Annotated in this window: 20 protein-coding genes; 13 read left to right on the top strand and 7 right to left on the bottom strand. The window is 70.4% G+C overall.

Features of this window, described 5'->3' with window-relative positions:
• Positions 1-58: 58 nt before the first annotated feature.
• The 5 genes from ODJ79_RS41345 (at position 59) to ODJ79_RS41325 (ending at position 4,188) form a co-directional block, all read left to right on the top strand.
• Positions 59-550: a MarR family winged helix-turn-helix transcriptional regulator gene (locus tag ODJ79_RS41345; protein ID WP_263029178.1), complete on the top strand. Its 492-nt coding sequence runs from the start codon at positions 59-61 to the stop codon at positions 548-550.
• A 152-nt stretch (positions 551-702) separates the two neighbouring features.
• Positions 703-1,890 (top strand): MFS transporter, encoded by a 1,188-nt coding sequence (locus ODJ79_RS41340; RefSeq protein ID WP_263029177.1) that lies wholly within the window; start codon positions 703-705, stop codon positions 1,888-1,890.
• A 186-nt stretch (positions 1,891-2,076) separates the two neighbouring features.
• Positions 2,077-2,253: a hypothetical protein gene (locus ODJ79_RS41335; protein WP_263029176.1), complete on the top strand. Its 177-nt coding sequence runs from the start codon at positions 2,077-2,079 to the stop codon at positions 2,251-2,253.
• 79 nt (positions 2,254-2,332) lie between these two features.
• Positions 2,333-2,953, top strand: a complete 621-nt coding sequence (locus ODJ79_RS41330; protein WP_263029175.1) for an L-threonylcarbamoyladenylate synthase — start codon at positions 2,333-2,335, stop codon at positions 2,951-2,953.
• 80 nt (positions 2,954-3,033) lie between these two features.
• A complete protein-coding gene (locus ODJ79_RS41325) occupies positions 3,034-4,188 on the top strand; it encodes an LCP family protein (RefSeq protein ID WP_263029174.1) in 1,155 nt (384 codons plus the stop codon).
• Positions 4,189-4,315: 127 nt separating this feature from the next.
• On the opposite strand, the gene ODJ79_RS41320 is transcribed toward ODJ79_RS41325, so the two are convergent.
• The 6 genes from ODJ79_RS41320 to ODJ79_RS41295 all read right to left on the bottom strand — a co-directional run bounded on the left by ODJ79_RS41320 (position 4,316) and on the right by ODJ79_RS41295 (position 14,609).
• Positions 4,316-5,557, bottom strand: coding sequence for an SGNH/GDSL hydrolase family protein (locus ODJ79_RS41320; RefSeq protein ID WP_263029173.1), 1,242 nt, complete (start codon positions 5,555-5,557; stop codon positions 4,316-4,318).
• Between the two features lie 2 nt (positions 5,558-5,559).
• Positions 5,560-8,514 (bottom strand): glycosyl hydrolase 115 family protein, encoded by a 2,955-nt coding sequence (locus ODJ79_RS41315; RefSeq protein WP_263029172.1) that lies wholly within the window; start codon positions 8,512-8,514, stop codon positions 5,560-5,562.
• Positions 8,511-9,791: an SGNH/GDSL hydrolase family protein gene (locus ODJ79_RS41310; RefSeq protein WP_263029171.1), complete on the bottom strand. Its 1,281-nt coding sequence runs from the start codon at positions 9,789-9,791 to the stop codon at positions 8,511-8,513. The genes ODJ79_RS41315 and ODJ79_RS41310 overlap by 4 nt, the downstream gene beginning before the upstream one ends.
• Before the next feature lie 12 nt (positions 9,792-9,803).
• A complete protein-coding gene (locus ODJ79_RS41305; RefSeq protein ID WP_263029170.1) occupies positions 9,804-10,499 on the bottom strand; it encodes a polysaccharide deacetylase family protein in 696 nt (231 codons plus the stop codon).
• A gap of 265 nt (positions 10,500-10,764) precedes the next feature.
• Positions 10,765-11,898, bottom strand: a complete 1,134-nt coding sequence (locus tag ODJ79_RS41300) for a lytic polysaccharide monooxygenase (RefSeq protein ID WP_411267424.1) — start codon at positions 11,896-11,898, stop codon at positions 10,765-10,767.
• 41 nt (positions 11,899-11,939) lie between these two features.
• Positions 11,940-14,609: a cellulose binding domain-containing protein gene (locus ODJ79_RS41295; protein ID WP_263029169.1), complete on the bottom strand. Its 2,670-nt coding sequence runs from the start codon at positions 14,607-14,609 to the stop codon at positions 11,940-11,942.
• A gap of 278 nt (positions 14,610-14,887) precedes the next feature.
• Between ODJ79_RS41295 and ODJ79_RS41290 the strand changes: the two genes are divergently transcribed.
• The 4 genes from ODJ79_RS41290 to ODJ79_RS41275 all read left to right on the top strand — a co-directional run bounded on the left by ODJ79_RS41290 (position 14,888) and on the right by ODJ79_RS41275 (position 19,901).
• Positions 14,888-16,252 carry a UDP-glucose dehydrogenase family protein gene (locus tag ODJ79_RS41290; RefSeq protein ID WP_263029168.1) on the top strand — a complete coding sequence of 455 codons (1,365 nt, stop codon included), beginning with the start codon at positions 14,888-14,890 and terminating at the stop codon, positions 16,250-16,252.
• Positions 16,253-16,545: 293 nt separating this feature from the next.
• On the top strand, positions 16,546-17,907 hold the full coding sequence (locus tag ODJ79_RS41285) for an ABC transporter substrate-binding protein (RefSeq protein WP_263029167.1): 1,362 nt from the start codon (positions 16,546-16,548) through the stop codon (positions 17,905-17,907).
• Positions 17,908-18,045: 138 nt separating this feature from the next.
• The gene (locus ODJ79_RS41280) at positions 18,046-18,990 is read left to right on the top strand and encodes a carbohydrate ABC transporter permease (RefSeq protein ID WP_263029207.1); all 945 of its coding nucleotides are present in this window, start codon (positions 18,046-18,048) and stop codon (positions 18,988-18,990) included.
• Positions 18,987-19,901: a carbohydrate ABC transporter permease gene (locus tag ODJ79_RS41275; RefSeq protein ID WP_263029166.1), complete on the top strand. Its 915-nt coding sequence runs from the start codon at positions 18,987-18,989 to the stop codon at positions 19,899-19,901. The genes ODJ79_RS41280 and ODJ79_RS41275 overlap by 4 nt, the downstream gene beginning before the upstream one ends.
• 46 nt (positions 19,902-19,947) lie before the next feature.
• On the opposite strand, the gene ODJ79_RS41270 is transcribed toward ODJ79_RS41275, so the two are convergent.
• A complete protein-coding gene (locus tag ODJ79_RS41270; protein ID WP_263029165.1) occupies positions 19,948-20,376 on the bottom strand; it encodes an OsmC family protein in 429 nt (142 codons plus the stop codon).
• Positions 20,377-20,442: 66 nt separating this feature from the next.
• Between ODJ79_RS41270 and ODJ79_RS41265 the strand changes: the two genes are divergently transcribed.
• From ODJ79_RS41265 to ODJ79_RS41250, 4 genes are all read left to right on the top strand, one after another.
• A complete protein-coding gene (locus ODJ79_RS41265; protein WP_263029164.1) occupies positions 20,443-22,248 on the top strand; it encodes a glycoside hydrolase family 15 protein in 1,806 nt (601 codons plus the stop codon).
• 67 nt (positions 22,249-22,315) lie between these two features.
• Entirely contained in the window at positions 22,316-23,149 is an 834-nt protein-coding gene (larE, locus tag ODJ79_RS41260; RefSeq protein ID WP_263029163.1) for an ATP-dependent sacrificial sulfur transferase LarE, read from the top strand.
• Positions 23,146-23,811, top strand: a complete 666-nt coding sequence (gene larB / locus ODJ79_RS41255) for a nickel pincer cofactor biosynthesis protein LarB (RefSeq protein WP_263029162.1) — start codon at positions 23,146-23,148, stop codon at positions 23,809-23,811. The genes larE and larB overlap by 4 nt, the downstream gene beginning before the upstream one ends.
• Before the next feature lie 5 nt (positions 23,812-23,816).
• A partial coding sequence (locus ODJ79_RS41250) for a LarC family nickel insertion protein (protein WP_263029161.1) occupies positions 23,817-24,321 on the top strand: 505 nt, incomplete at its 3' end.

Here is a 24,321-nt window from a genome sequence, read left to right as displayed (position 1 = left end):
CCGCCGGGTTGTCCCGGCGGGTCCGGCGATCACCGTCGATTCCTGATATGCATGAGTCATGCATACCGGCAACGTCGTGGTCGCCTGGATCAACGCGGTGCAGGACCGGCTCCGGGCCCAGCTACGAGACCTCGGCGTCGAGCCGCGCGACCTGGCCGCCCTCACCCTCGTCGCGGCCTACGACGGCTGCTCGCAGGACTGGCTGCGGCCGCGCATCGAGCTCACCCAGTCCGGGACGGTGCGGCTGGTCGACCGGCTCGCCGCCCGCGGGCTGCTCACCCGGGGCGCCTCCACCGGCCGCGGGGTGCCGCTGCACCTGGCGACCGGCGGGGCGGCCCTGCTGCGAACCTGGGCCGACCGGCGCGACGCCGCGGTCGCGGCCCTGCTCGGCACGCTGCCGCCGGAGGTCCGGGCCGGGCTCGTCGAGGGTTTGCGTCAGTCGCTGCTGTCCCAGCCGCGTTTGCGCGCCCACGCGGACGCGGCCTGCCGGGTGTGCACCTGGCCGGCGTGCGGCGCGGACTGCCCGGTCGACCGCAGCGTGACGCCATGACCGCCGCACCGCCGCGCTGCCGGACCGCCGGACCGCCGGACCGCCGGACCGCAGCGTGACGCCGTGACAGCCGCACCGCCCGGCCGCGACCCGACCGCCGCACCGCCCGACCGCTGCGTGAACGCCGCACCGCGGGACCGCTGCGTGACTCCGTGAGCGCCGCGCCGGCGGCGGCCGCCCGTCTGCCCGCGTCGGTCTGGGCCGCGGGCAGTCTCAACTTCCTGGCCGGCGCCGCCGACAACATCGTCCTGCTGCTCGTGCTGTGGGCCGCCGGCCCGCGCGGCTGGACCGGCTCGGAGACCGCACTGGTGGTGCTCGCGCTGCGGCTGCCCACCCTGCTCACCGCCTCGGTCGCCGGCCGCGCCATCGACCGGTGGGGCGCACGCCGCGTCGCCGGCGCCGACCTCGCCGTCCGCTGTGTCGCGCTGCTTCTGCTGATCTGCGCCGGGGCGGCAACCGGCGCTCTCCCGCTGCCGGCGGTGGTCGCGGCCGGTGCCCTGTGCGGCGCCACCAGCCCGGCCAGCTACGCCGCGGTCCGCTGGGCGACCCCCCGCCTGGTCGGCCGGGGCCGCCTCGGGCAGGCCAACATCGTGATCGGGCTCAGCGACCAGTTGCCCCTGCTCGCCGCGGGGGTGCTGGTCGGACCGTCGTTCGAGCTGCTCGGCCCGGTGTATGCGGTCGCCGTGCCGGCCGCGCTGCTGCTGCCCGCGCTCGCCGTGGTCCGCCGGCTGCCCGCGGCGGCCACCGCCCCGTCGCCGGCCGGCCCGCCGCACGGGCCTCGGCGGCCGCCGCGCCGGGTGCTGGCGCTGATCGCCCTCTCCACGGCCTACTACCTGCTGTACGGCCCGTTCGAAACGGTCACCCCGGCGTACGTGCGCGACCGGCTCGGCGGCGACGCCGGCACGTACGGCCTCATCTGGTCGGCGTTCGGCCTCGGCGCGATCCTCTCGCTGGCCGCCGCGGCCCGTCTCGCCCGCCGTCGACCAGGCCGGGTCAACGCCATCGGTGCCGCCCTGTGGGGCGCCACCATGCTCCCGCTGCCGATCATCGGCGACGCCGGGACCGCCGCGGCGCTGTTCCTGCTGAGCGGAGCGATCTGGGGTCCATACACGACGATCGAGACCTCGGCCCTGCAACGCTGGACGGACCCGTCGGCGCACGGCGCCGTCTTCGGCCTGCAGCGCGGTCTGCTGGCCACCGCGGCCCCGCTCGGCGCGGCCGGCGGCGCGCTGCTGGCCCAGGTCGTCTCGCCGCCGCTGGTGCTGGGGGCGAGCGCCGCGGCATGCGGCGTCGCCGGGCTGGCCGCACTCGCCGACCGGGGCTTGCGGAACGCCGCCTGACCGCGTTCGGCCGGACGCCCGACGGGCACCCGGCCGCAGCACACCGGTCGTTTTGACCGGGCGGCCGGTCGGCAGGGCGCGGCGGCACCCGGCCGCAGCCCACCGTCGACCGGTCGGCAGGCCGCGGCGGCAATCGGCCACCGCGCACCCTCGTTTGGGCCGGCCCCGCGCGGGCATGCCACCGCCATGACGACACCGGGCAAGGCCAAGCTCATCGCCGACGAGTCCTCGCGGGATCTCGACGCGGGCCTCGACAAGGTCGAAGCCGGCCGGCGAGCCGAGAAGCAGGACGAAGCGCAGGCGGAGCGAGATCCCGGTGCGGAGCACGAGCCGGCCGGCCCGGACGACGCCCAGCGGCGATAGCCGACCCGTCCAGTGGAAACACCGGCGCGGCACGGCCATAAGCCCCGCGCCGGCCCGAGGCGGTCACTAAGCTGCTCCGGTGGCGAAGTATTTCGACGTGCACCCGGAGAACCCGCAGCCCCGGGCGATCCGGCAGGTGGCCGACATCGTGCGGCAGGACGGCCTGATCGTCTACCCCACCGACTCGTGCTTCGCGCTCGGCTGCCGGATGGGTAACAAGGCCGCCCTGGACCGGATCCGCGAGATCCGGCACCTGGACGACCGGCACCACTTCACGCTGATGTGCCACGACTTCGCCCGGCTGGGCCAGTTCGTACAGATCAACAACGCCTCGTTCCGCCTGGTGAAGGCGTCCACGCCCGGCCCGTACACGTTCATCCTGCCGGCCACCAAGGAGGTGCCGCGCCGGCTGCTGCACCCGAAGAAGAAGACGGTCGGCGTCCGCATCCCGGAGCACGTCGTGGTGCAGGCGCTGCTCGAGGAGCTGGGCGAGCCGCTGGTGTCGAGCACGCTGCTGCTCCCCGGTCACGACGAGCCGATGACCAGCGGCTGGGACATCAAGGAGCTGCTCGACCACTCGGTGGACGCGGTGCTCGACGCGGGCGAGTGCGGCACCGAGCCGTCCACGGTGATCGACCTGTCCGAGGGCGAGCCCGAGATCATCCGGGTCGGCGCCGGCGACGTCAGCCGGTTCGAGTAAGACGTCAGCCGGCTCGACCAAGACGTCAGCCGGTTCGAATAACCGGCGCAGACCTTGCGGACCGGGAGCATAGTGGTCCTGTGCCGAAGGAGCCCCGGGACAAACGCCGCAAATCGCCGCTGTGGGCGAAGGTCTCGCTGACCCTGGGCGCCGTCCTGGTGGTGTTGAGCGGAGGCACCATCGCGATCGCCAAGGTCGCGGAGGGCAAGGTCAACAACGCGCTCGGCGACCACAAGCTCCCCCCGGGACTCGCGGTGAAGCACGCCGAGATCAAGGGCGCCAAGAACATCCTGCTGGCCAGCCTGGACACCCGGCCCAGCTGGTCCAAGACGCACCTGGCGAGCCACACCGACTCGATCATCATCCTGCACATCGCCGCCGACCATCGGCAGGCGTACATGCTGTCCGTCCCGCGCGACACCCTGGTGGACATCCCGCAGTACAACAACGGGAAGTACCGGAACGCCGAGCACCACGACAAAATCAACTCCGCGTTCGCGTTCGGCAGCATGGGTCTCGACGGCGACGAGGCCATCACGCAGGGCATGGCGCTGCTGACCAAGACGATCCAGCAGCAGTTCGGCATCACCCCGGACGCCGAGGCGGTCGTCAACTACTCCGGCTTCACCGACATCATGAAGATCCTCGGGAAGGTCTGCATGAACGTCGACGAGAACGTCACGTCGATCCACATCGGTCACGACGCGAACGGCAAGCAGGCCGTGCCGTACATAACCGATGGCGCCGGCATCATCAAGCACAAGGTGCCGGGCGTGACCCCGAACAAGTACACCGTCGGCAACCACTGCTTCACCCCGGCCGAGGCGCTCGACTTCGCCCGCCAGCGCGACCTGCTCGCCAAGCACGACGGCGACTACGGCCGCCAGCGGCACCAGCAGCAGCTGCTCAAGGCGATCCTGAAGACCTCGGTGAGCGAGGGCCTCAACTCGCCGACCAAGCTGCCCAGCCTGCTCACCGCGATCGGCAGGGCGATGACCGTGTTCCGGCAGGGCATCTCGCTCGAGGACTGGGCCTTCGGCATGCGCAACGTCAACCCCGACACCATCATCACGCTGAAGACCAACGCCGGTAAGTTCAACCCGGTCAAGGCTCCGCCCGGCGTCGGCTCGGCGGAGGGCCTCACCCCCGACAGCCTCGACATGTTCCGCGCCGCCAAGGACGACACGATGGCCGCGTTCGTGACCGCCCATCCCACCTGGATCGCCAGCACCTGACCGGCCCGCCGCCGCGAGGCGGCAGCGTCGAGGAGCCATCGAAGGGGTCCCGCGCGAGCCCCGGGTCCGCGTAAGCCCGGGGATCGCGCGGGACGTCTATCTCGAGGTGAGCCGCCGCGGCGGCACCTCAGGTGAGCCAGCGCAACGGCACCGCCGCCGCCAGGGCTCCGTAGCCGGACGGGTTCATGTGCAGGTGATCCCCGACGTCGTAGGCCGGGTTGAGCTGGCGCGGGTTCGCCGGGTCGCGGGCGGCGACGTCGAAGTCGGCGAACTCGTCGAAGAGCCGGCCCCGGCGGATCACCGCGTTGACCGCCTGGCGGGACCGTTCGCGCAGCCCGTCGGGGTCGTCGTAGCCGGTGTTCCCGCCGAACGGGGTGATCGTCGCGCCGTACGCCGTGATGTCCCGCGCGTGCGCCCGCAGCACCACCTGCTCGAAGGCGAACAGCAGATCGTCGGTGACCTGCTTCTGGGCGGCGTCGGTGGCCGCCGCGGTGCCGATGTCGTTGACCCCCTCGAAGATCATCATCCGGTCGACGCCGCTGGTGGCGAGCACGTCCCGGTCGAGGCGGGCCAGGACGTTCGGGCCGAGGCCGTCGTTGAGCACCCGGTTGCCGCCGGCCGCCTGGTTGAGCACGGCGGTGCGCGGCCGCCGGGCGAACAACTGGTCGGGCCAGCGGTCGTTCCCGTCGGTCGTGGACCCGCGCCCGTCGGTGAGCGAGTCCCCGACGATCGCGATGGCCGGCGCACCGCCGAGCACCTCGACCCCGCTGATCAGGTACCAGTGCGCCACGGTCGCCGCACCCGACAGGTCCGGAGAAGCAACGAAATTCCCGTTCACCAGGTACGTCGTGGTCCGCGAGCCGGGATGCGAGGTCAGGTTCAACGTCGCCTGCCCGGCCGCGAGATACGTCGTGATTGTCAAATTTGCCCCGAAGGACACCGGCAGGTCGATCGGGTCGGACACCACGTTGGCACCCATCGGCACGACCACCGAGGACCGGCCGCCGAACGTCAGGGCCCGCGAGGAGTCCGGCACGATCGCCGAGACCCCGGCCTTGCCGTCCACCGGCAGCGCCACCGCCGCCGACGTGATGGGCAGGGCCGCCCCGCCGAAGGCGTTGGAGTAGCGGACCCGCAGCCTCGACCCGCCCACGGTGACGTGCACCGTCTGGCGGAGCGTGGTGTCGACCAGCACCGAGGAGGTCCCGGTGAACGGCGCCGGCGGCAGGTTGCCCGGCTCGGTCAGCTGCGGCATCGCCACCCAGGTGTGCAGCCACCGCCGGGCGTGGGCCACGGCCGGGGCGCCGGGGCCGAGGAGCGCGGCCGGCACGGCCGCTCCCCCGAGCCCGAGAACTGCTCTGCGTCGCATGGTCAGGCCCTCCGGCTCTCGGGCGGTCCGAGGTAGCTGTACTTGACGCCGCCGGTGTCGACGACCAGCCGTTGCACGATCACGGTCGGGTCGACGGCCCAGAAGGTGAGCGTGTGTGTCCCGGCCGCGGCGACGGTGTGGGTCGTCGTGGTGACGTTGATGTTCTGCGAGGTGTTGCGCTCCCACTGCTTGTTCATCGTGGTGTCGTTGGCGCCGGTCGCCGTGGTCACGTTGACCACCTGCGGCGTCTCGCCGTCGATCGACACCGCGTACTTGAGCCCGTCGGTGGGCCGGGTGTTGTTGCGCGGCGACAGGTACGCCGTGACCTTGACCGGCCCGCTGCTGGTGAGCGTCATCGTGTAGTCGAGCTTCGAGCCGGTCACGTCGCCGACGGGGGTCAGGCCGTTGCCGGTCTTGCCGATGTCCGGCAGCAGCTGCCAGGAGCCGGTCGCCCGGCTGTAGTGGTCGGCCTCGATCGCCACGTACCCGTTGGCCTCGAGGAACCCGGCGGGCCGCACGGATGGGTAGGAGATCGGCGCCTGCACGGTCACCGACGAGCCCGCCCCGGTGATGGTGATCGGCACGCTCCGCGTTCCCCGGGGCGCCCGCCGCCAGTCGACGGTCACGTAGGAGCGGGTCTGATCGGTGACGGTGCCCGCAGGCCGGGAGACAGAAAGCCACGGAACACCACTATTGATCCGGTACGAGAACGGCGTCGTGCCCTTGTTGTAGACGTCGATGTACTGCCCCGACTGGCTCTGCCACGGGCTGAACGTGGGCAGCGTGGTCGACGATCCGCCGTCGAGCGCCACGCCCATCGACGACCCGGACGGCACCGTGATCCGCTGCAGGTACGGGAAGATCTCGTCGGGCAGCGCCACGTTGTTGAGCTCCGGTTGTTGCCAGGGCGCGTTCGGGCCGTACCGGGCCACGTTCCCGTACCCGATCTTGGGTTGCAGCTGCCAGTTGTGCCACTTCCCGCCGGCCAGGGTGGTGTTGTAGTAGTCACTCATCGCCTGGTCCTCGGCGAACAGCGCCTCGGCCCGATCGGCGAGCGCGTTGGTGGCGGCCCGGCCCTGCTGCGCGTACGCGATGTTGGTGAACTCCGCCCGGCGCAGGTCGTAGACGATCGCGGTGTCCTTCACCTGGTAGTACACGAGCTGGTAGAACGCGTCCTGCCAGGCCGCCGGCACCTGCCGTTTGAGCCGTTCCGTAACAGCGGCGAGGGCCAGCCAGTCGTCGGTCACCCGGTTCATCTCGTCGTAGTCGGTGAGGCTGAAGGGCGTCTGCTGGTCGTCGTAGACCACGGCGGACGAGTCGGTGGCGATGTCCTTCGCCGGGTCCACGGTGATCCGCCGGTTCAGCAGTTCGGGCTTGCGGCGGGACTGGAGATGCCCGTACCGGTCAAGGATCTTGGCGATCGCGGGCGCGAGGCGCGGCCCGAAGCTCTCGGCGGCAAACTGCCGCGTCCACTCCCCCAGCCGGGTGACCGGCCAGGCGTTCGGGTTCCACGCGTAGTCCAGGAAGAACTGGGTCGGCAGCTCGGAGTTCTTGAGATCGCCGACGTTCGCCACCCAGAGGCGATCCACCCCCGAGGTGTACGCGAGGTGCAGCTGCTCCCAGGTGTTGGCGAGGTTCGCCGTGTCCGCCCACTTGTAGTTGCGGCCGCCCCCGACGTAGTCGAAGTGGTAGTACATGCCGTACCCGCCGGAGCGTTTGGGCAACGACGGGTCGGGCAGCTTGCGCATGTTGCCCCAGTTGTCGTCGCAGAACACGACCGTCACGTCGTCCGGCGGCCGGTAGCCTTTGTCCCAGTAGCGCTGGACCTCCTTGTAGAGGGTCTGCACCTGCGGCCGGTCGATCAGGCCGGTCTCCTTGAGGATCTCCCGCTGGCTGTCGATGATCGAGCTCATCAGGTCGATGCCGTCGCCGTCGGGCAGCGCCGTGTCGCCGTTGCCCCGCATGCCGAGCGTGATCACCCCCTCGATGCCCTGGTCGCGCATCCGCTCGGCGCCGTCCTTCCAGTACGCCTTGAGCGCGTCCGAGTTAGTGCGGAAGCTCCACTGCCCGTTCCCGCCGTACGGGTCGGTCCCGTTCACGGCGTGCCGGTTCCACTCCTCGATGCCGCGCATCATCGGCGCCTCGTGCGAGGTGCCCATCACGACGCCGTACCTGGTGGCGGTGGCGTGGTTGGCGGGGTCGTCCTCGGCGAACGCCCGCCCCCAGACCGCCGGCCACAGGTAGTTGGCCTTGAGCCGGAGCATGGTCTCGAAGACCCTGGCGTAATAGCCGGCGTTGAGACCGCCGGGGTAGCCGGGCGCCTTGCCCGGCCCGAACGTCTCGGGCGCCCAGGTGCCGGTGTCCGGGTTCTCGTCGTTGATGAAGAAGCCGCGGTACCGCACCGCGGGCGTGCCCTGGGTGTGCCGGCCGGGCAGCACGTAGAGGTTGTCCTGGTGGGCGACCGGCACGTCGTCCCAGTAGTACCAGGGCGAGACGCCGATGTTCTTGGACAGGTCGTACGCGCCGTAGATCGTGCCGCGCTGATCGGAGCCGGCGATCACGAAGGCGCGCCGGACGCCCGGCAGCGGGTTATCGACGACCTGCTCGATCGTCGTCTCCCATTTACCCTGGATGCTTGATACGTCCAGTTTGCCCCGAGCGATGATCTTAGCAAGTGTCGGACTATGGCCGATCGTCCCAAGAATGATCGGGTCCTTCTCATCCGAGATGTCGGCAGAGGTCACGGTGTGCAGGTCGGTCCGCAGATCGCCGGCGACGCGAACCACCCCCGGGTAGTCGGCGTCGTCGACCAGCACGGGCGCGCCGGCCAGCGGGAACCGCCCGGGTCCGGGTTGGGTGCTGACGTAGCCGGCGACCGACTCCACGGGATGCGCGGACGCCGAGCCGGGCACCGCCAGCAGCGGCGCGACCAGGACGAGAGCGAGCGCCGCCCTCATCGGAAGAGCCTCAGGTGCACGGCGGACGCCATCACGACCATCCCGGCGTCGTTCGGGTGCAGGTGGTCGCCGCTGTCGTAGGCCGGGTTGAGCCGGATCGGGTCGGCCGGGTCACCCATCGCCCGGTCGAAGTCGACCACCGCGTCGTACTCCCCGCTCGTGCGGATCCACTTGTTGAGCCGCTGCCGCTTCGCCTCGTTCTCGACCGAGTAGAACCCCAGCGTGTCGTCCTTGAAGGGCAGAATCGTCCCCCCGTACGCGGCGAGGCCGGCGTCGTGCGCCCGCGCGATCAACTGCCGGTGCCCCGCGATCAGGTCGTCGGCGCTGACCACTTCGGAGAGCGGCGCGACGGTACCCGGGTGCCCGAGGTCGTTCACGCCGAGCAGCACGATCACGTACCGGCGGCCGGGCTGGGCGAGCACGTCCCGGTCGAAGCGCCGCAGCGCGTTGACCCCGAAGTAGTTGGCGAAGGTCTCCGCGTTGCTGCCGGCCGGCGGGTTCGGGTCGTGCAGCAGCCGGTTCCCGGAGACGCCGAGGTTGGCGATGCCGCGGTCGATCCCGGCCGCCCGCAGCCGGGCAGCTAGGAGGTCCGGCCAGCGGTGGTTCAGGTTGTTCTGGGTATTCGCGCCGTTGGTGATGGAATCGCCGAGCGTCACGATCGACGCGCCGCCCCGCTTGCGCACCGCGACCCCGGACAGGAAAAGGTCCTGCGCGAGGGTCGCGACCGGCGTGACCGTGCGCGCCGACGTCACGTTCCCGGCCGCGATCACGTTGTCCTGGAAGGAGAACGCCGCGAGGGTGGTGACCGTGGTGGCACCGGCGAAGTACAGGCTGATCGCGAGGTCGCCGCCGGCCGGGAGCCGCAGCCGCACCGGGTCGCTGACCATCGGCGCGCCGGCCGGGATCGTCGGGTCGGGCCGCCCGCTGAAGGTGACCCGCCGGTCGGTACCCGGCACGATTGCCGTGCTGGCTCCGCTGCCGTCGCGCAGCGCCACGTGCACCGCGTCGACGTGCAGCGGCGTCTCGCCGAACTCGTTGGTGAGCCGGATCCGCAGCTCGTCGCCGCCGGTCGAGCAGTGCGCGACGTGCCGCACGGTCTGGTTGGTCAGGACGGTCGGCGCGCCGCGTACCGGGATGGTGGTGGGCACGGCGGCCCAGGTGGTGACCCAGCCGTCCGGGCCGTCGTCGTGCGCGAAGGCCGGCGTCGCCGCGCCCGCGGTGGCGGCGCCGACGGCCGCGCCGCCGGCCAGGGCGAGCAGTTCACGTCTGGTGGACACGATGGTCTCCCCTCAGCCGCGGCGCTGCGGCAGGGTCAGGCGCCAGCCCTCGGCGCGGATCTCCGGGATGAACTGGTCGACCGCCTCGACGGTCTGACTGCGGTCGCCGCCGCCGTCGTGCATCAGCACCACCGCGCCCGGCGTGATCCGGTCGCGCAGCCGCTGCACCAGCACGTCGGTGCCGGGCGGCACCCAGTCCTCGATGTCGAAACGCCAGCCCAGCGGCTGCAGGCCGAGATCGGCCGCGACCTGCGGGGACTGGCCCCAGGCCCCGTACGGCGCCCGGAAGTATTCGATCTTGACGTGCGGCGCGGCCTGGTGGATGAGCGCGCTGGTGGCGGTCAGGTCGGCCGAGATCTGCTCGGGCGTCCAGGTCGACATGTTGTCGTGGTGCATCGAGTGGTTGCAGAGGGTGTGGCCGCCACGGACGATCGCGCGGACCACCTCGGGGTGAGCCTTCACCTGGTCGCCCACGAGGCAGAAGACGGCCTTGACGTGGTACTTGGCCAGCACGGCCAGCAGGTGGTAGGTGTCCGGCGGGTTGGGCCCGTCGTCGAAGGTGAAGCTGACGACGTTCCCGTGCCCGCGGGCGGTGTCGACGATGACCGGCGTGGGGTGATCGCAGGCCAGGGCTGGTGTTGACAGGGTGGCGAGGGTCCCGGCCGCGGAGGCCGCGGCAACCAGGGAGCGCAGGAAGAAGCGGGACACGCGGAATCCTCCGTGGTGGCTCGGAAGTTTCGGAAACATGTCAGGAGAACACCCCGAACGTAGAGGTGCCGATCTATGCCGTCAAGACATGCAAGTTAATGATCTTCCATGGAAATGACCATTGACCTGGGAGCGTCGGGGAACGAAGATTTCCGCAAGTTACCGGAACTTTCGGGGTCAGCACCGAAGTGTGTCCGACGAAGACTTCCTCTGAACCGGGAAGGGATCGGGCGGCGGCGCGGGAGGCGCCGCCGCCCGGTTTTATCTAGGCGGTACTACAGCTCAGGTTGTTCACCGTGGCCGGCGTCGCGCCGGACCCGAGGAACCCGAACGTGGTGGAATCTCCCGCGGCCACCGTCCCGTTCCAGCTCGCGTTCTTGACCGTCACCAGCGATCCGCTGGTGGTGGCCGTCCCGTTCCAGAGCTGGGTCAGGGTCTGCGACCCGGGCCAGGTCCAGGTCACCGTCCACTTGCCGATGGCCGAGGTGCCGGCGTGCACCATCACCTGGCCCTGGAACCCGCCGTTCCAGGTTCCCGTCACGTTGTACATGGCCGTGCAGCCGCCGGCCGGCGCCGAGGTCGGCGGGCTGGTCGGCGGGGTGGTGGGTGGCGTCGTCGGCGGGGTGGTGGGTGGCGTGGTCGGCGGGGTCGTGGGCGGCGTGGTGGTGCCGCCGCCGCCGACGCCGGTGACCTCACCGTTGCCGCCGTCGAAGATCACGTCGGAGCAGCCGTAGAACGTCTCGGTGCTGTCCGAGCGCGACCAGACCGAGTAGATCAGGTGCTTGCCGGACTTGCCGGACGGCAGCGTCGCGTTCCAGTAGTAGTGCCCGTCGTCGGTGCCCGGCCCGCCGTTGGCCGGCGGGTTGGTCACCTGGGAGAACGGCGTCGGATTGAGATCGCTCCAGGCCAGGGGCTTGGTCGGGTCGTACCCGTCCTTGGTGATGTAGAGCGAGAACGTACCCGGGTGCTTGGCCCAGTCGTTGTAGTCGATCTCGATCGTCCGGCCCGACGTCAGGTGGGTCAGCGGCCAGTCGTTGCGGGCCAGGTTGAAGCCCGTGAAGTCGTACGGGCCGCCGGTCCCGCCGCTGCACAGCTGGCCGTCCGGGATGAACCCGGACACCCGGCCGGCCCCGTCGGAGCGCAGCACGGCGAACCAGTTGTACAGGGGGGTGACGCCGCTCTGCGCAACCGCTGCCGCGCAGGCCGCGTTGTGCGGCACGATCTGGCCGGTGGAGTCCTTGCCGTCCTTGTAGCAGAGCCAGGTCCGGCTGCCGGGCGTCATCATGGCGCCGTGCGCGGACGCCATGGTGGGCGCCACGAACGCGCCGATGCCGGCGGCCAGCAGCGCGGCCGACGCGTACGCCAGCAGTTTCTTCCGGATGGTTGTTCGTCGTCGCATGTGGGTTTTCCTTCCGATGGTGGGGGACGGGGGCGGCCCGCTCAGCCGGTGGCCGAGCAGGTGATCGGGGAAGGAACCGGGTTGGTGGTGCCGCTGGTACTGCCGAGGAATCCGAAGGTGGTGCTGCCGCCGGCGGCGATGGCGCCGTTGTAACCGGCGTTGACGACCTTGACGGCGGTGCCGGTCTGGGTGACCGTGCCGTTCCAGAGCTGGGTGACCGTCTGGCCGGCGGTGTACGTCCAGCCCACCGCCCAGCTCTTGGTGGCGGCAGTGCCGGTGTTGGCCACGGTCACCTCACCCTGGAAGCCGCCGCTCCACGAGCCAGTGATCTTGTAAGTGGCCGTGCAGCCGCCGGTGGTGGCCGTCGGGGATGTCGTCGGGGAGGTCGACGGCGACGGCGAGGAGGTGGACGGGCTCGGGGACGGAGAGCTCGTCGTGGGGGACGCCGTCGGGGAGGTCGTCGGCGGCGTGGTCGCGGCGGTGTTGCGGTCGGCGTAGAGGATGCCGCGGCCGTTGGTGCCCAGGTAGACCCGCCCGAAGACGCGTGGGTCGCCGGCGAGCGCGTCGCCGGCGTTGCCGTACTGGTGGGCGTCGTCGTTGATCCGCACCCAGGAGGCGCCGGTGTCGTCGGACCGGAAGACCCCGGTCACGCCGTCGACCGTGCCGACCAGGAAGACGGCCATGTGCGACTGCCCGGGTGCGGCCTTGCCGAAGGCCACGTTGATCCCGGAGGTCACCGTGGCGACCTTGGTGAACGTGGCGCCGGAGTCGGTCGAGCGCAGCAGCCCGGTCGACCCGGCGAACCAGACCTCGCCCGCGACGCCCGGCACCGCGTGCAGGTGCAGCCGGCCGGACGAGGGCAGGGTGGCCGACGACGCGGTGAACGTGGCGCCGCCGTCCTTGCTGGTGTAGAACTTGCCCGCGGCGTACGCGTAGAAGGTCTTGGGGTTGACCCGGTCCGACTCGACGATCGCGCCGGTCGGCACGCCGCTGGAGGCGGTCCACGAGCTGCCGCGCGTGGTGCTGTAGTAGACCCCGGTGCCCTGCGGCGACCAGACCATGTACCCGGCGTCCGCGCCGACGGCGATGGTGCCGCCGCCGGACACTCCGGACGGCTCCTGGCCCTGGTACCAGTTCTTGCCGCCGTCGGAGGAGATGCCGATGTGCGGGGCCGCGTCCGCGTTCCCGACTCGCGCGAACACCGTGGGCGTGAGTTCGGCGAAGTCGAGGCTGGTGTTGCTGCCCAGGCTCGGGGTGTTGTGGAAGGTGGGCTGCACCGCGTCGAGCGACGCGTGGTAGAAGCCGCCGATGTCGCCGAGCGCGCTGACCAGCGGTGCGCCCGAGGGCGGGCTGGCCAGGTCGAGGACGGCGGTCTCCTCGAGGCCCTTGGCCATCGGCTTGATGGTGATCGTGCTGCCGGCGTCCCAGTTCGTCAGGTTCGTGGTGCCGTACAGGGTGGCGCCGGTGCCGTACATCATCCGGCCGGAGTTGAACGGGTCGATGGCGAGCGTCTCGTTCATCCAGCCGAGCTTCGGCGTCGACTCGGGCGGCTGCGGGTTGTTGTTGAAGGTCAGCCACGGGTCCGCGGTGATGTCCATGGTGTAGCGCTTGGACATGCTCGGGTAGCTCGTCCAGTCCCAGATCCGGGTCCAGGTGGCGCCGTTGTCGGTGCTGCGGAAGAAGATCGCGTCCGGCCACCAGGAGATCTGGGTGGCGACCATCAGCGTCCCCGGGTGCAGCGTGTCGACGGTGAGCCCGGAGTAGCCGTAGTACCGGTCGGCGACCGCCGTCGGGCTGATGTTGGTCCAGGTACCGGCGGTGATGTCGTAGCGCCAGACCTCGCCGGCCCCGCCGTCGTACGGCCCGCCGGTGTCGCTGGTCGCGATGAACAGGTAGTTGCCCTGCACCACGCCCTTGTGCGCGAGGTAGCCGGTCGGCTCGCCGGCGATCCGCGACCAGGTGCTGCCGCCGTCGCTGGACATGTAGACCGGGTTGTTCTTGTCCGCGACGCCCACGAAGATCTGGTTGGTGGCGCCGAAGGTGACCCAGCTCAGGCCCTGGTTCTGGTTGAGGTAGTTGTTGGTGTCGGTGGGGTCCTGCACGTAGTTGCCGGCGTTCGGGAAGCTGGTGACCTTGCTGAACGTGACGCCGTAGTCCGAGCTTTTGTAGAGCCCGTTGCCGCCCTCCGCGGCGAACCAGACGTTCTTGTCGTTGTGCGGGTCGACGGCGAGCCGCTCACCGACGCCCCGGCCGGGCATGTTGCCGCCGTTCTTGAACGGCAGCGTGGTGATCTGCCAGGTGTTGCCCTTGTCCACCGAGCGCAGGATCGCGCCGTTGTTCGGGTCCCAGTCGTTGGTGTACATCCCGACCGCGGCATAGACCCGTTTGGTGTCGACCGGGTCGGGGGCGATCGACAGCACCCCGTTGTAGCCCCAGTTGTCCTGGCCGACCCAGTCGAGCAGCGGGGTCCAGCTCTGGTCGGTCTCGTTCCACCGATACGCCCCGCCGATGTCGGTGCGGGCGTAGATCAGGTTCTTCTCGCCCGGGTTGAAGACGACGGCGGGCACGAAGCCGCCGCCGTCGATCCGGACGTTCTTCCAGGTGTACGGGTCGGCCGCGGCGGCCGACGCCGTGCTGGTCGGTGCCAGGGCGACCGCCACCGCCCCGGCTAACAGGGCGGCGACCACCGCCCCGATCGCTGTCCTTCTCATACGGCACCTTTCATAGACGGGCGTCCACATGGGAGCGCTCCCAGTTGAGGGTCGGCCCCTGTCACACGCCTGTCAAGACCTGGAAACCCCAAGTTGACAATCGCGCGATTTACGACGGCCATTAATAATTGGCGTCACTCAATTGCTTATTTACGTTCAGCAATTGGCCGATATGGCGCGAACACTTTCCGTAAACCAGGCGGACGCTTTGCCCAGGAGGTAATGTTTCGAACCGGTGTATAGTGTGGCGTTGTTCACGGCCGAGTAGGGAGCGGTTCATGAGGGTTTGCGTTGTCGGCACCGGCTATGTCGGTCTCACGACCGGGGTCAGCCTGGCGTTCCTCGGACACCAGGTGACCTGCGTCGACCTCGACCAGGCCAAGGTCGACATGCTCCGGGCCGGCCGCTGCCCGATCTACGAGCCGGGCATGGAGGAGCTGCTCGCCGAGGCGTCGGCCAACCTGACCTTCACCACCAGCTACGCCGAAGCGGTGCCCGGCGCCGACGTGGTGTTCGTCGCCGTGCAGACCCCGTCGGCCGAGGACGGCAGCCCCGACCTGCATTATCTGCGGTCGGCCGCGGAGAGCGTGGCCCGCTACCTCGACCACACCTTCACCGTGGTGGTGAACAAGTCGACCGTGCCGATCGGCAGCGGCAACTGGGTGGACGCGATTCTGCGCGAGTCGTTCGCCGACCGCGACGACCGCCCGGCGGCGAGTGAGTTCTCGGTCGCGTCGAACCCGGAGTTCCTGCGCGAGGGCAACGCCATCCACGACACGCTCTACCCGGACCGCATCGTGATCGGCTCGGACAACCCGCGCAGCCTCGAGGTGCTCAACCACCTCTACCGGCCGATCATCAACCAGACGTTCACGGCGCCCGGCTTCCTGCCCCGCCCGGACGACATCGCCGCAGTTCCGCTGGTCTCCACCGACCTGGCCTCGGCTGAACTGATCAAGTACGCCGCGAACGCGTTCCTCGCCCTCAAGATCAGCTTCGTGAACGAGATCGGCCAGCTCGCCGGCAAGGTCGGCGCGGACGTCACCGAGGTGGCCCGCGGCATCGGCCTCGACCAGCGGATCGGCTCCCGGTTCCTGCAGCCCGGCGTCGGCTGGGGCGGCTCCTGCTTCGGCAAGGACACCAAGGCGCTGATCGCCACTGCTGCCGAGTACAAGCTCGAGATGCCGATCGTGCGGGCGGCCCGCGAGGTCAACGACCGGCAGCGGATCGCGGTCGTCGAGCGGCTGCAGGACGAGCTGCGCATCCTCAAGGGCCGCAAGATCGGCCTGCTCGGCATCGCGTTCAAGCCGAACACCGACGACCTGCGCGACTCGCCCGCGCTGGACGTCGCGAAGCTGCTGCTGGCCCGGGGCGCCCGGGTGCGGCTGCACGACCCGGTGGCCGCCGAGCGGTTCTGCCGGGAGCAGCCCGAGCTCGCTCCGCACCTGTCCGAGACGCTGGACGGGCTCTTCGGCGACTGCGACGCGGTCGTGCTGGTCACCGAGTGGGCCCAGTACCTGGAGCTGGACTGGGGCAAGTTCGTCCGGCTGATGCGTACGCCGATCCTGCTGGACGGCCGGCACGCCCTGGACGCCGAGCGGATGGGCCGCCTGGGCTACAAGTATCTGTCGGTCTCGGGCTGAGTTACCCATACGCCCCTTTTTGGCCGAGACACACCGGCCGTCCCACCGGATATCCCAGATATCCGGGCGGGGCGGCCGCTTTGCGACTAGGGTCTGCCTGGGGCAATGCGCGCCTGACCAGCGTTTCTTCTTAACCGGTTAAGGGTTTCCCGGCGTCGCGGCCGTATCGTTACGAGCCGATCGCGCCGAAATCATTGCGCAACGTCTCGGTTACCTCTTGACTGTGAGCCAAGTAGCGCTTCGGACGGCGACGTCTTCGGACGTCGGAGGCGCGATTTGACATAGGGAGCGGTATGTTCGGACAACCTACGACACCGCGTTCGCGGGTCGTGCTCGCCAGCACGCTGAGCGCCGGGCTGATCTTCGGCATGGCGGCCTGCGGCGACAACAAGGACTCCGGCAGCAGCGGCACGTCGGCGGCGGCCATCGACTGCGCGCCATACACGAAGTTCGGTGACCTCAAGGGCAAGACGGTTACCATTTACACCGGAATCGTCACTCCCGAGGACACCCCGCACATCAATTCGTACAAGCCTTTCGAGCAGTGCACCGGCGTCACGGTGAAGTACGAGGGCGACAAGTCGTTCGAGACCCAGATCCTGGTCCGCGCGAAGGCCGGCAACCCGCCGGACCTCGCGATCGTGCCGCAGCCCGGCCTGCTCAAGCAGCTCGTGGCCACCGGCAAGGCGGTCGCCGCGCCGGCCGAGACCGAGGCGAACGTCGACAAGTTCTGGAGCAAGGACTGGAAGGCGTACGGCACGGTCGACGGCAAGTTCTACGCCGCGCCGCTGGGCGCCAGCGTGAAGTCGCTGGTCTGGTACTCGCCGAAGGACTTCAAGGACGGCGGCTACACGATCCCGACCACGCTCGACGAGCTGAAGGCCCTCAGCGACAAGATGGTGGCCGACAAGAAGAAGCCGTGGTGCGCGGGCATCAACTCCGGTGACGCCACCGGCTGGCCGGTCACCGACTGGATGGAAGACGCCATGCTCCGGCTCTACGGCCCGGAGACGTACGACAAGTGGGTCAACCACCAGATCCCGTTCAACGGCCCCGAGTCGACGGCAGCCCTGGACTGGGTCGGCTCGTACCTGAAGAACCCGGCCTACGTCAACGGCGGCCTCGGCGACGTCAAGAGCATCGCGTCCACCACGTTCCAGGACGCGGGCCTGCCGATCCTCGACGGCACCTGCATGATGCACCGCCAGGCCAGCTTCTACGCGGCGAACTGGCCGAAGGAGAAGAAGGTGGCCGAGGACGGCGACGTCTTCGCGTTCTACCTGCCGGCCAAGGACGCCTCGACCAAGCCGGTCCTCGGCGGCGGCGAGTTCGTGCTCGCGTTCGCCGACCGGCCCGAGGTCAAGGCGTTCCAGACCTACCTGTCCTCGGACACCTGGGCCAACGAGAAGGCCAAGCTGTCCAGCGGCTGGGTGAGCGCGAACAAGGGTCTCGACCAGGCCAACCTGACCAGCCCGATCGACAAGCTGGCGGCCGGCATTCTGCTCGACCCGAAGGCGGAGTTCCGGTTCGACGGCTCGGACCAGATGCCCGCGGCGGTCGGCTCGGACTCCTTCTGGAAGCAGTCGACGGCCTGGATCACCGGACAGGACACCAAGACCACGGTGGACAACATCGAAAAGTCTTGGCCGAAGTGATCTGATAGCTCCATCGGGGCCGGCCGGGAGGTACCTTCTCCCGGCCGGCCTCGGCCTCTTTCCCCTCTCGTACAGCACGAAGGAGGTTCGGGTCGCGTGTTCCACACCGCCTCCACCACCCCTGAGAAGCTTCTGCAGATGCTCGCGGCGCTGCTGCTGTTCGCCGCGGTCCTGGGTGTCATCCTGTTCCTCGCCGGCCGGCTGGGCGGCGGCAAGCGCGGCGACAAGTGGGTCGGGTTCCTCTACCTGCTGCCGGTCGTGCTGATGCTGGCGATCGGCCTGGTCTACCCCGGCATCCGCACCATCTACGAGTCGTTCTTCGACGCCGCCGGGAACACGTTCGTCGGCATCGACAACTACAAACACATCTTCACCGACCAGGACCAGTTGGTCGTCCTGCGCAACACGGTGTTCTGGGTGGTCCTCACGCCGTTCCTGGCCACCGGCATCGGGCTGATCTACGCGATCCTGGTCGACCGCTCGCGGTTCGAGTCGTTCGCCAAGGCGCTGATCTTCCTGCCCATGTCGATCTCCTTCGTGGCGGCGTCGGTGATCTGGAAGTTCATGTACGAGTACCGCCCCGACCAGGCGAACGTGCAGCAGATCGGCCTGATCAACCAGATCATCGTGTGGCTCGGCGGCAAGCCGGTCCAGCTGCTGATCGAATCGCCGCTCAACACGTTCCTGCTGATCATCGTGATGATCTGGATCCAGGCCGGCTTCGCCATGACCGTGCTCTCCGCGGCGATCAAGGCGATCCCGGACGACATCGTCGAGGCCGCCCGGCTCGACGGCGTCAACGCCTGGACCATGTTCAAGAACATCACGGTGCCCAGCGTCCGCCCGACCATCGTGGTCGTGCTGACCACCATCGGCATCGGCACGCTGAAGGTCTTCGACGTCGTGCGCACCATGACCGGCGGCAACTTCCAGACCAGCGTGGTGGCCAACGAGTTCTACAGCCAGACGTTCCGGGCCGACAACCAGGGCCTCGGCGCCGCGCTCGCGGTGCTGCTGTTCGTCCTGGTGATCCCGGTCGTCGCGTACAACATCCGGCACGTTCGTCAATCGGAGGCACGATGAGCACCGCAGCCCCGCCGGTGACGGAGTCCGATCTGCTCGCCGCCAAGCCCAGCGCCGCCGCCGTCGCCAAGAAGCGGCTCAGCTCCCCGTGGGCGTCGCTCGCCGCGATCGTCATCGCGGTGCTGTGGACGATCCCCACGTTCGGCCTGCTGGTCTCCTCATTCCGGCCGGAGCTGGCGATCAAGCGCACCGGCTGGTGGACGTTCTTCTCCGACCCGCAGGTGACCCTGGACAACTACCGGGCGGTGTTCGGCCAGGACGGCGGCGTCAACATGGCCGACTTCTTCGTCAACTCCGTGGTCATCTGCATCCCGGCGGTGCTCATCCCGCTGTCCCTGGCGACGCTCGCCGCGTACGCCTTCGCCTGGATCGACTTCCGCTGGAAGAACGTCCTGTTCATCTCGATCTTCGCGCTGCAGATCGTCCCGCTGCAGATCACGCTGATCCCGCTGCTCGAGATCTTCGTGCACATCCACATCACCGGCACGTTCTGGACGCTGTGGCTGGCCCACTCGACGTTCGCCCTGCCGCTGGCCATCTACCTGCTGCACAACTTCATGCGCGAGGTACCGGCCGGCCTGGTCGAGGCCGCCCGGGTGGACGGCGCCGGGCACGTGTCGATCTTCTTCAAGGTGATGCTGCCGCTGATGACCCCGGCGCTGGCGGCGTTCGGCATCTTCCAGTTCCTCTGGGTCTGGAACGACCTGCTGGTCGCCCTGGTCTTCGCGGGCGGGGGCAACGAGGTCGCCCCGATCACCCTGGCCCTGGCCAACCTGAGCGGCACCCGGGGCACCGCCTGGCAGCTGCTCTCGGCGGGCGCCTTCGTCTCGATCGCGGTGCCGGTCGTGGTGTTCCTGCTGCTGCAGCGGTACTTCGTCCGGGGCCTGCTGGCCGGCTCGGTCAAGGGCTGACGGTCACGCGGGGCCGCTCCCGGCAGCGGCCCCGCAAGCCGGACCGCTACGGCGCGGTGCGGGTGTCGACCGGGGTGCCGAGCTCGACCGTGCGCGAGACGGTGCAGAGCCGGTCGTGCGACATCCGCGCCGCGCGCGGCAGCACGTCCCGCGCCGCGTCGCCGCCGGCGCCCTCCGGGAAGGTGACGCGCAGCTCGACAGACAGGTTGACCAGCCGGTTGCCGCCGCTCTCGTCCCGCACCTTGTCGCCGGTGACGTGGACAACGAACTCGTCCGGCTCGGCCCGCTTGCTCGTGATGTGGTCGACGTCGGCGCCCGTGCAGCCGCCGATCGCGGCGAGCAGCAGCTCCACCGGGGTGAAGTCGGTGCCGTCGCCGACGCCGATGGTCATCGTGCCGCCGCGGGCGTTGCGTACCTCGTACCGGCCAAGGCTCGTGCGCTGCAGCGTCACCGAGCGCCGGGTGTCATCCGCCATGTCGTCGAACCTATCTGCCGCCGCTGCGCGTTCGGGCGGCATCCGGCCCGGGTAAGGATCCGGGGCATGGCGCTTCCCATCGAGGACTACGCGATCATCGCGGACACCCGGACGTCGGCGCTGGTCGGACGGGACGGCTCCATCGACTGGTTCTGCGCCCCGCGGTTCGACTCCGGGGCGGTCTTCGCCGCGCTGCTCGGCACCGAGGAGAACGGGCACTGGACGATCCGCCCGGCCGGCGTCGTGGTCGCCACCCGGCGCCGCTACCGCGAGGACACGCTGGTGCTGGAGACGGAGTTCGAGACCGCCGACGGCGTCGTCCGCCTGATCGACTTCATGCCGCCGAGCGGCGACGACGCCCCGGATGTGGTGCGCATCGTCGAGGGCGTCCGGGGCAGCGTGCCGATGACGATGACCCTGCGGCTGCGCTTCGACTACGGGCACGTCGTCCCGTGGGTCTACCGCGAACAGGACGACCTGGTGGCCGTGGCCGGACCGGACGCGACCTGGCTGCGCACCCCGGTCGAGACGCACGGGGAGAATCTGGCGACCGTGGCCGAGTTCCGGGTGTCGACCGGCGACCGGGTGCCGTTCGTGCTGACCTGGCGGCCGTCGCACCTGCCGCCGCCCGAGCCGCTCGATCCGATGCACGAGCTCGGCGTGACCGAGGGCTACTGGCGCGGCTGGGTCTCGGCGTGCACGTACGAGGGCGAATGGCGCGACGCCGTGGTGCGGTCGCTGCTGACGCTGAAGGCCCTCACGTACGCCCCGACCGGCGGGATCGTCGCCGCCGCGACCACCAGCCTGCCGGAGAAGCTCGGCGGCGTCCGGAACTGGGACTACCGGTTCTGCTGGCTGCGCGACGCGACCATCACGCTGCAGTCGCTGATGTACTCCGGTTTCCAGAGCGAGGCGACGGCCTGGCGGAAATGGCTGCTGCGGGCGATCGCCGGCAACCCCGCCGAACTTCAGATCATGTACGGCGTGGCCGGCGAGCGCCGCCTGGACGAGTACGTCGCCGACTGGCTGACCGGCTACGACGGCAACCCGGTGCGAATCGGCAACGCCGCCGCCGGACAGTTCCAGCTGGACGTCTACGGCGAGGTGATGGACGCCCTGCACCAGGGCCGGCGGGCCGGTCTGAAGGCCGAGGACCCGGCCTGGGGACTACAGGTGAAGCTCATGGACTTCGTCGAGCGGCACTGGCGGGACCCGGACGAGGGCATCTGGGAGGTGCGCGGCGGCCCGAAACAGTTCGTCCACTCCAAGCTGATGGCCTGGGTGGCCGCCGACCGCGCGGTCAAGGCCGTCGACGAGTTCGGCTTCGACGGCCCGGCCCAGCGCTGGGCCCGGCTGCGCGACGACATCCGCGCCGAGATCCTGGAGAAGGGCTACGACCCCGGCCGCAGGACGTTCACGCAGTTCTACGGCTCCGACGAACTGGACGCGGCGATGCTCATGGTGCCGCTGGTCGGTTTCCTGCCCGGCGAGGACGACCGGGTGGCCGGCACGGTCGCCGCGGTCGAGAAGCACCTGATGGCCGACGGCTTCGTGCAGCGCTACACCCAGCATCCCGGTACCGATGTCGACGGTCTGCCGCCCGGCGAGGGCGCCTTCCTCGCCTGCACGTTCTGGCTGGCCGGTAACTACGCGCTGATGGGACGGCACGACGACGCCCGGGAGACGTTCGCCCGGCTGCTCGCCCTGCGCAACGACGTCGGCCTGCTGTCCGAGGAGTACGACACCGCCGAGCACCGCCTCGTCGGGAACTTCCCGCAGGCGTTCAGCCACGTCCCGCTGATCGACACCGCCCGTACGCTCGGAGCGGCGCTCGCCCCCACCGAGGCCCGGGCCCGCGAGGGGCTCCAGTGACGGCCGCGAGCGCAACATTTGGCAACCGCTTGCCAAGCACCGAGGTCCGCGGCGTGCAATGACGGCTATGAGCGACACCGATCTCGCCGCCGACGCCGTCGCGCGGCAGCTTTCCGGCGTACGGCGGCTGGGCGTGGCGTTCTCCGGCGGGGTCGACTCGTCGGTGCTGCTGGCGCTGGCGGCCCGGGCGCTCGGCCGGGACCGGGTGGTCGCCGTCCTCGGCGTGTCCCCCAGCCTGGCGGCCGACGAGCGCACCGCCGCGCACGCGGTGGCGGGGCAGATCGGCGTACCCCTGATCGAGGTCACCACCCACGAGGGCGACCGCCCCGAGTACCGGGCGAACGGCCCCGACCGCTGCTTCCATTGCAAGCAGGAGCTGTTCACCCGGATCGACGCGACGGTCGCGGTCGAGCACGACCTGGACGCGATCGCCTACGGCGAAAATGCCGATGACGTACGCCGGACCGACCGGCCCGGCGCGCTCGCCGCCGCGGCCCACGGGGTGCTGACGCCGCTGGCCACGGCCGGCCTGGCCAAGGCGGACGTGCGCCGGATCGCCCACGAGCTCGCCCTCCCCTGCGCGGACAAGCCGGCCGCGCCGTGCCTGGCCTCCCGCATCCCGCACTTCTCCCCGGTGCTGCCCGGGAAGCTGAGCCAGGTGGAGCGGGCCGAGGCCGCACTCCGCCGGCTGGGGTTCGCCGACCTGCGAGTGCGCCACCACGGCGAGGTGGCCCGCCTGGAGCTGCCGCCGGCCGACCTGCCGCGGGCCGCCGCCGAACCGCTGCGCTCCAGAATCCACCAGGCGGTCACGGCCGCCGGTTTCCGCTACGTGGCCCTGGACCTGGCCGGCATCCAGTCCGGAGCCTTCACCCACGCCGCGATCCAGGGGTACGGCCAGTGACCGACATTTCCGCCTATGCCGACCTCGATCTGGATCGGGCGCGGCGGCGTGGCTACCCCGAGGCCGTCTACTGTGCCGGCAAGACCCCCGAACAGGTCGCCGGCATCGCGGCCGCCGTCCGCGAGCGGCCCGACGTGGTCACCCTGTTCACCCGCGCCGGACCGGCCCATGCCGCGGCGATCCTCGGCGTCCTGCCCGATGCCGGCCACGACCCGTCGGCGGGCCTGCTCGCCTGGCCGCCCGCGGTGCCCGTGCCGAGCGGCGGCCCGGTCGCGATCCTGGCCGCGGGCACCTCCGACCTGCCGGTGGCCCGCGAGGCCCTGCTGACCGCCCGCTACCTGGGCCGGCCCGCCGACCTGGTGGTCGACGTCGGCGTCGCCGGGCTGCACCGCGTGCTGTCCCACCTCGGACTGCTGCGCCGGGCCCGGGCGGTGGTCGTGGTGGCCGGGATGGACGGCGCCCTGCCCGGTGTGGTGGCGGGCCTGATCTCCGCCCCGGTCGTCGCGGTCCCGACGTCGGTCGGTTACGGCGCCGCCTTCGAGGGCCTGGCCGCCTTGCTGACGATGCTGAACGCCTGCGCGCCCGGGGTGGCCGTGGTGAACATCGACAACGGCTACGGGGCCGGTCACCTGGCCGCCCAGATCGCCGCCCCTTGGGAGTGAGCGACATGCGGCACGCCTGGATCGACGCGTCGGCCGGGATCGCCGGCGACATGCTGCTCGGCGCCCTGCTCGACGCCGGAGCCGACGAGCAGGCGGTCCGGGCGGCGATCACCGCGGTCGCCGGCGATGCGGTCCGCCTGCACCTACGCGAGGTGCGCCGCGCCGGCCTGCGCGCCCTCAAGGTGGACATCGAACTCGCCGACCCGGACCCGCCCGAACGCCGCTGGCGCGAGATCCGGGACCTGCTCGCCCGGGCCGGTGCCGAGCCGGCGGCCACCGACGTGTTCCGGCGGCTGGCCGAGGCCGAGGCCCGCGTGCACGGCATCACCCCCGATGAGGTGCACTTCCACGAGGTCGGCGCCCTGGACGCCATCGCCGACGTGGTCGGTTGCTGCGCCGCCCTGGCCGACCTGGGCGTCCGCACCGTCTCGGCGGGCCCGGTGGCGCTCGGCTCCGGAACCGTCCGCGCCCGGCACGGCCGCCTGCCGGTCCCCGCGCCGGCGGTCGCCG

The organism is Actinoplanes sp. KI2 (assembly GCF_025630775.1).
GTDB lineage: Bacteria > Actinomycetota > Actinomycetes > Mycobacteriales > Micromonosporaceae > Actinoplanes.
This window is presented reverse-complemented; position numbering and strand designations above follow the sequence as displayed.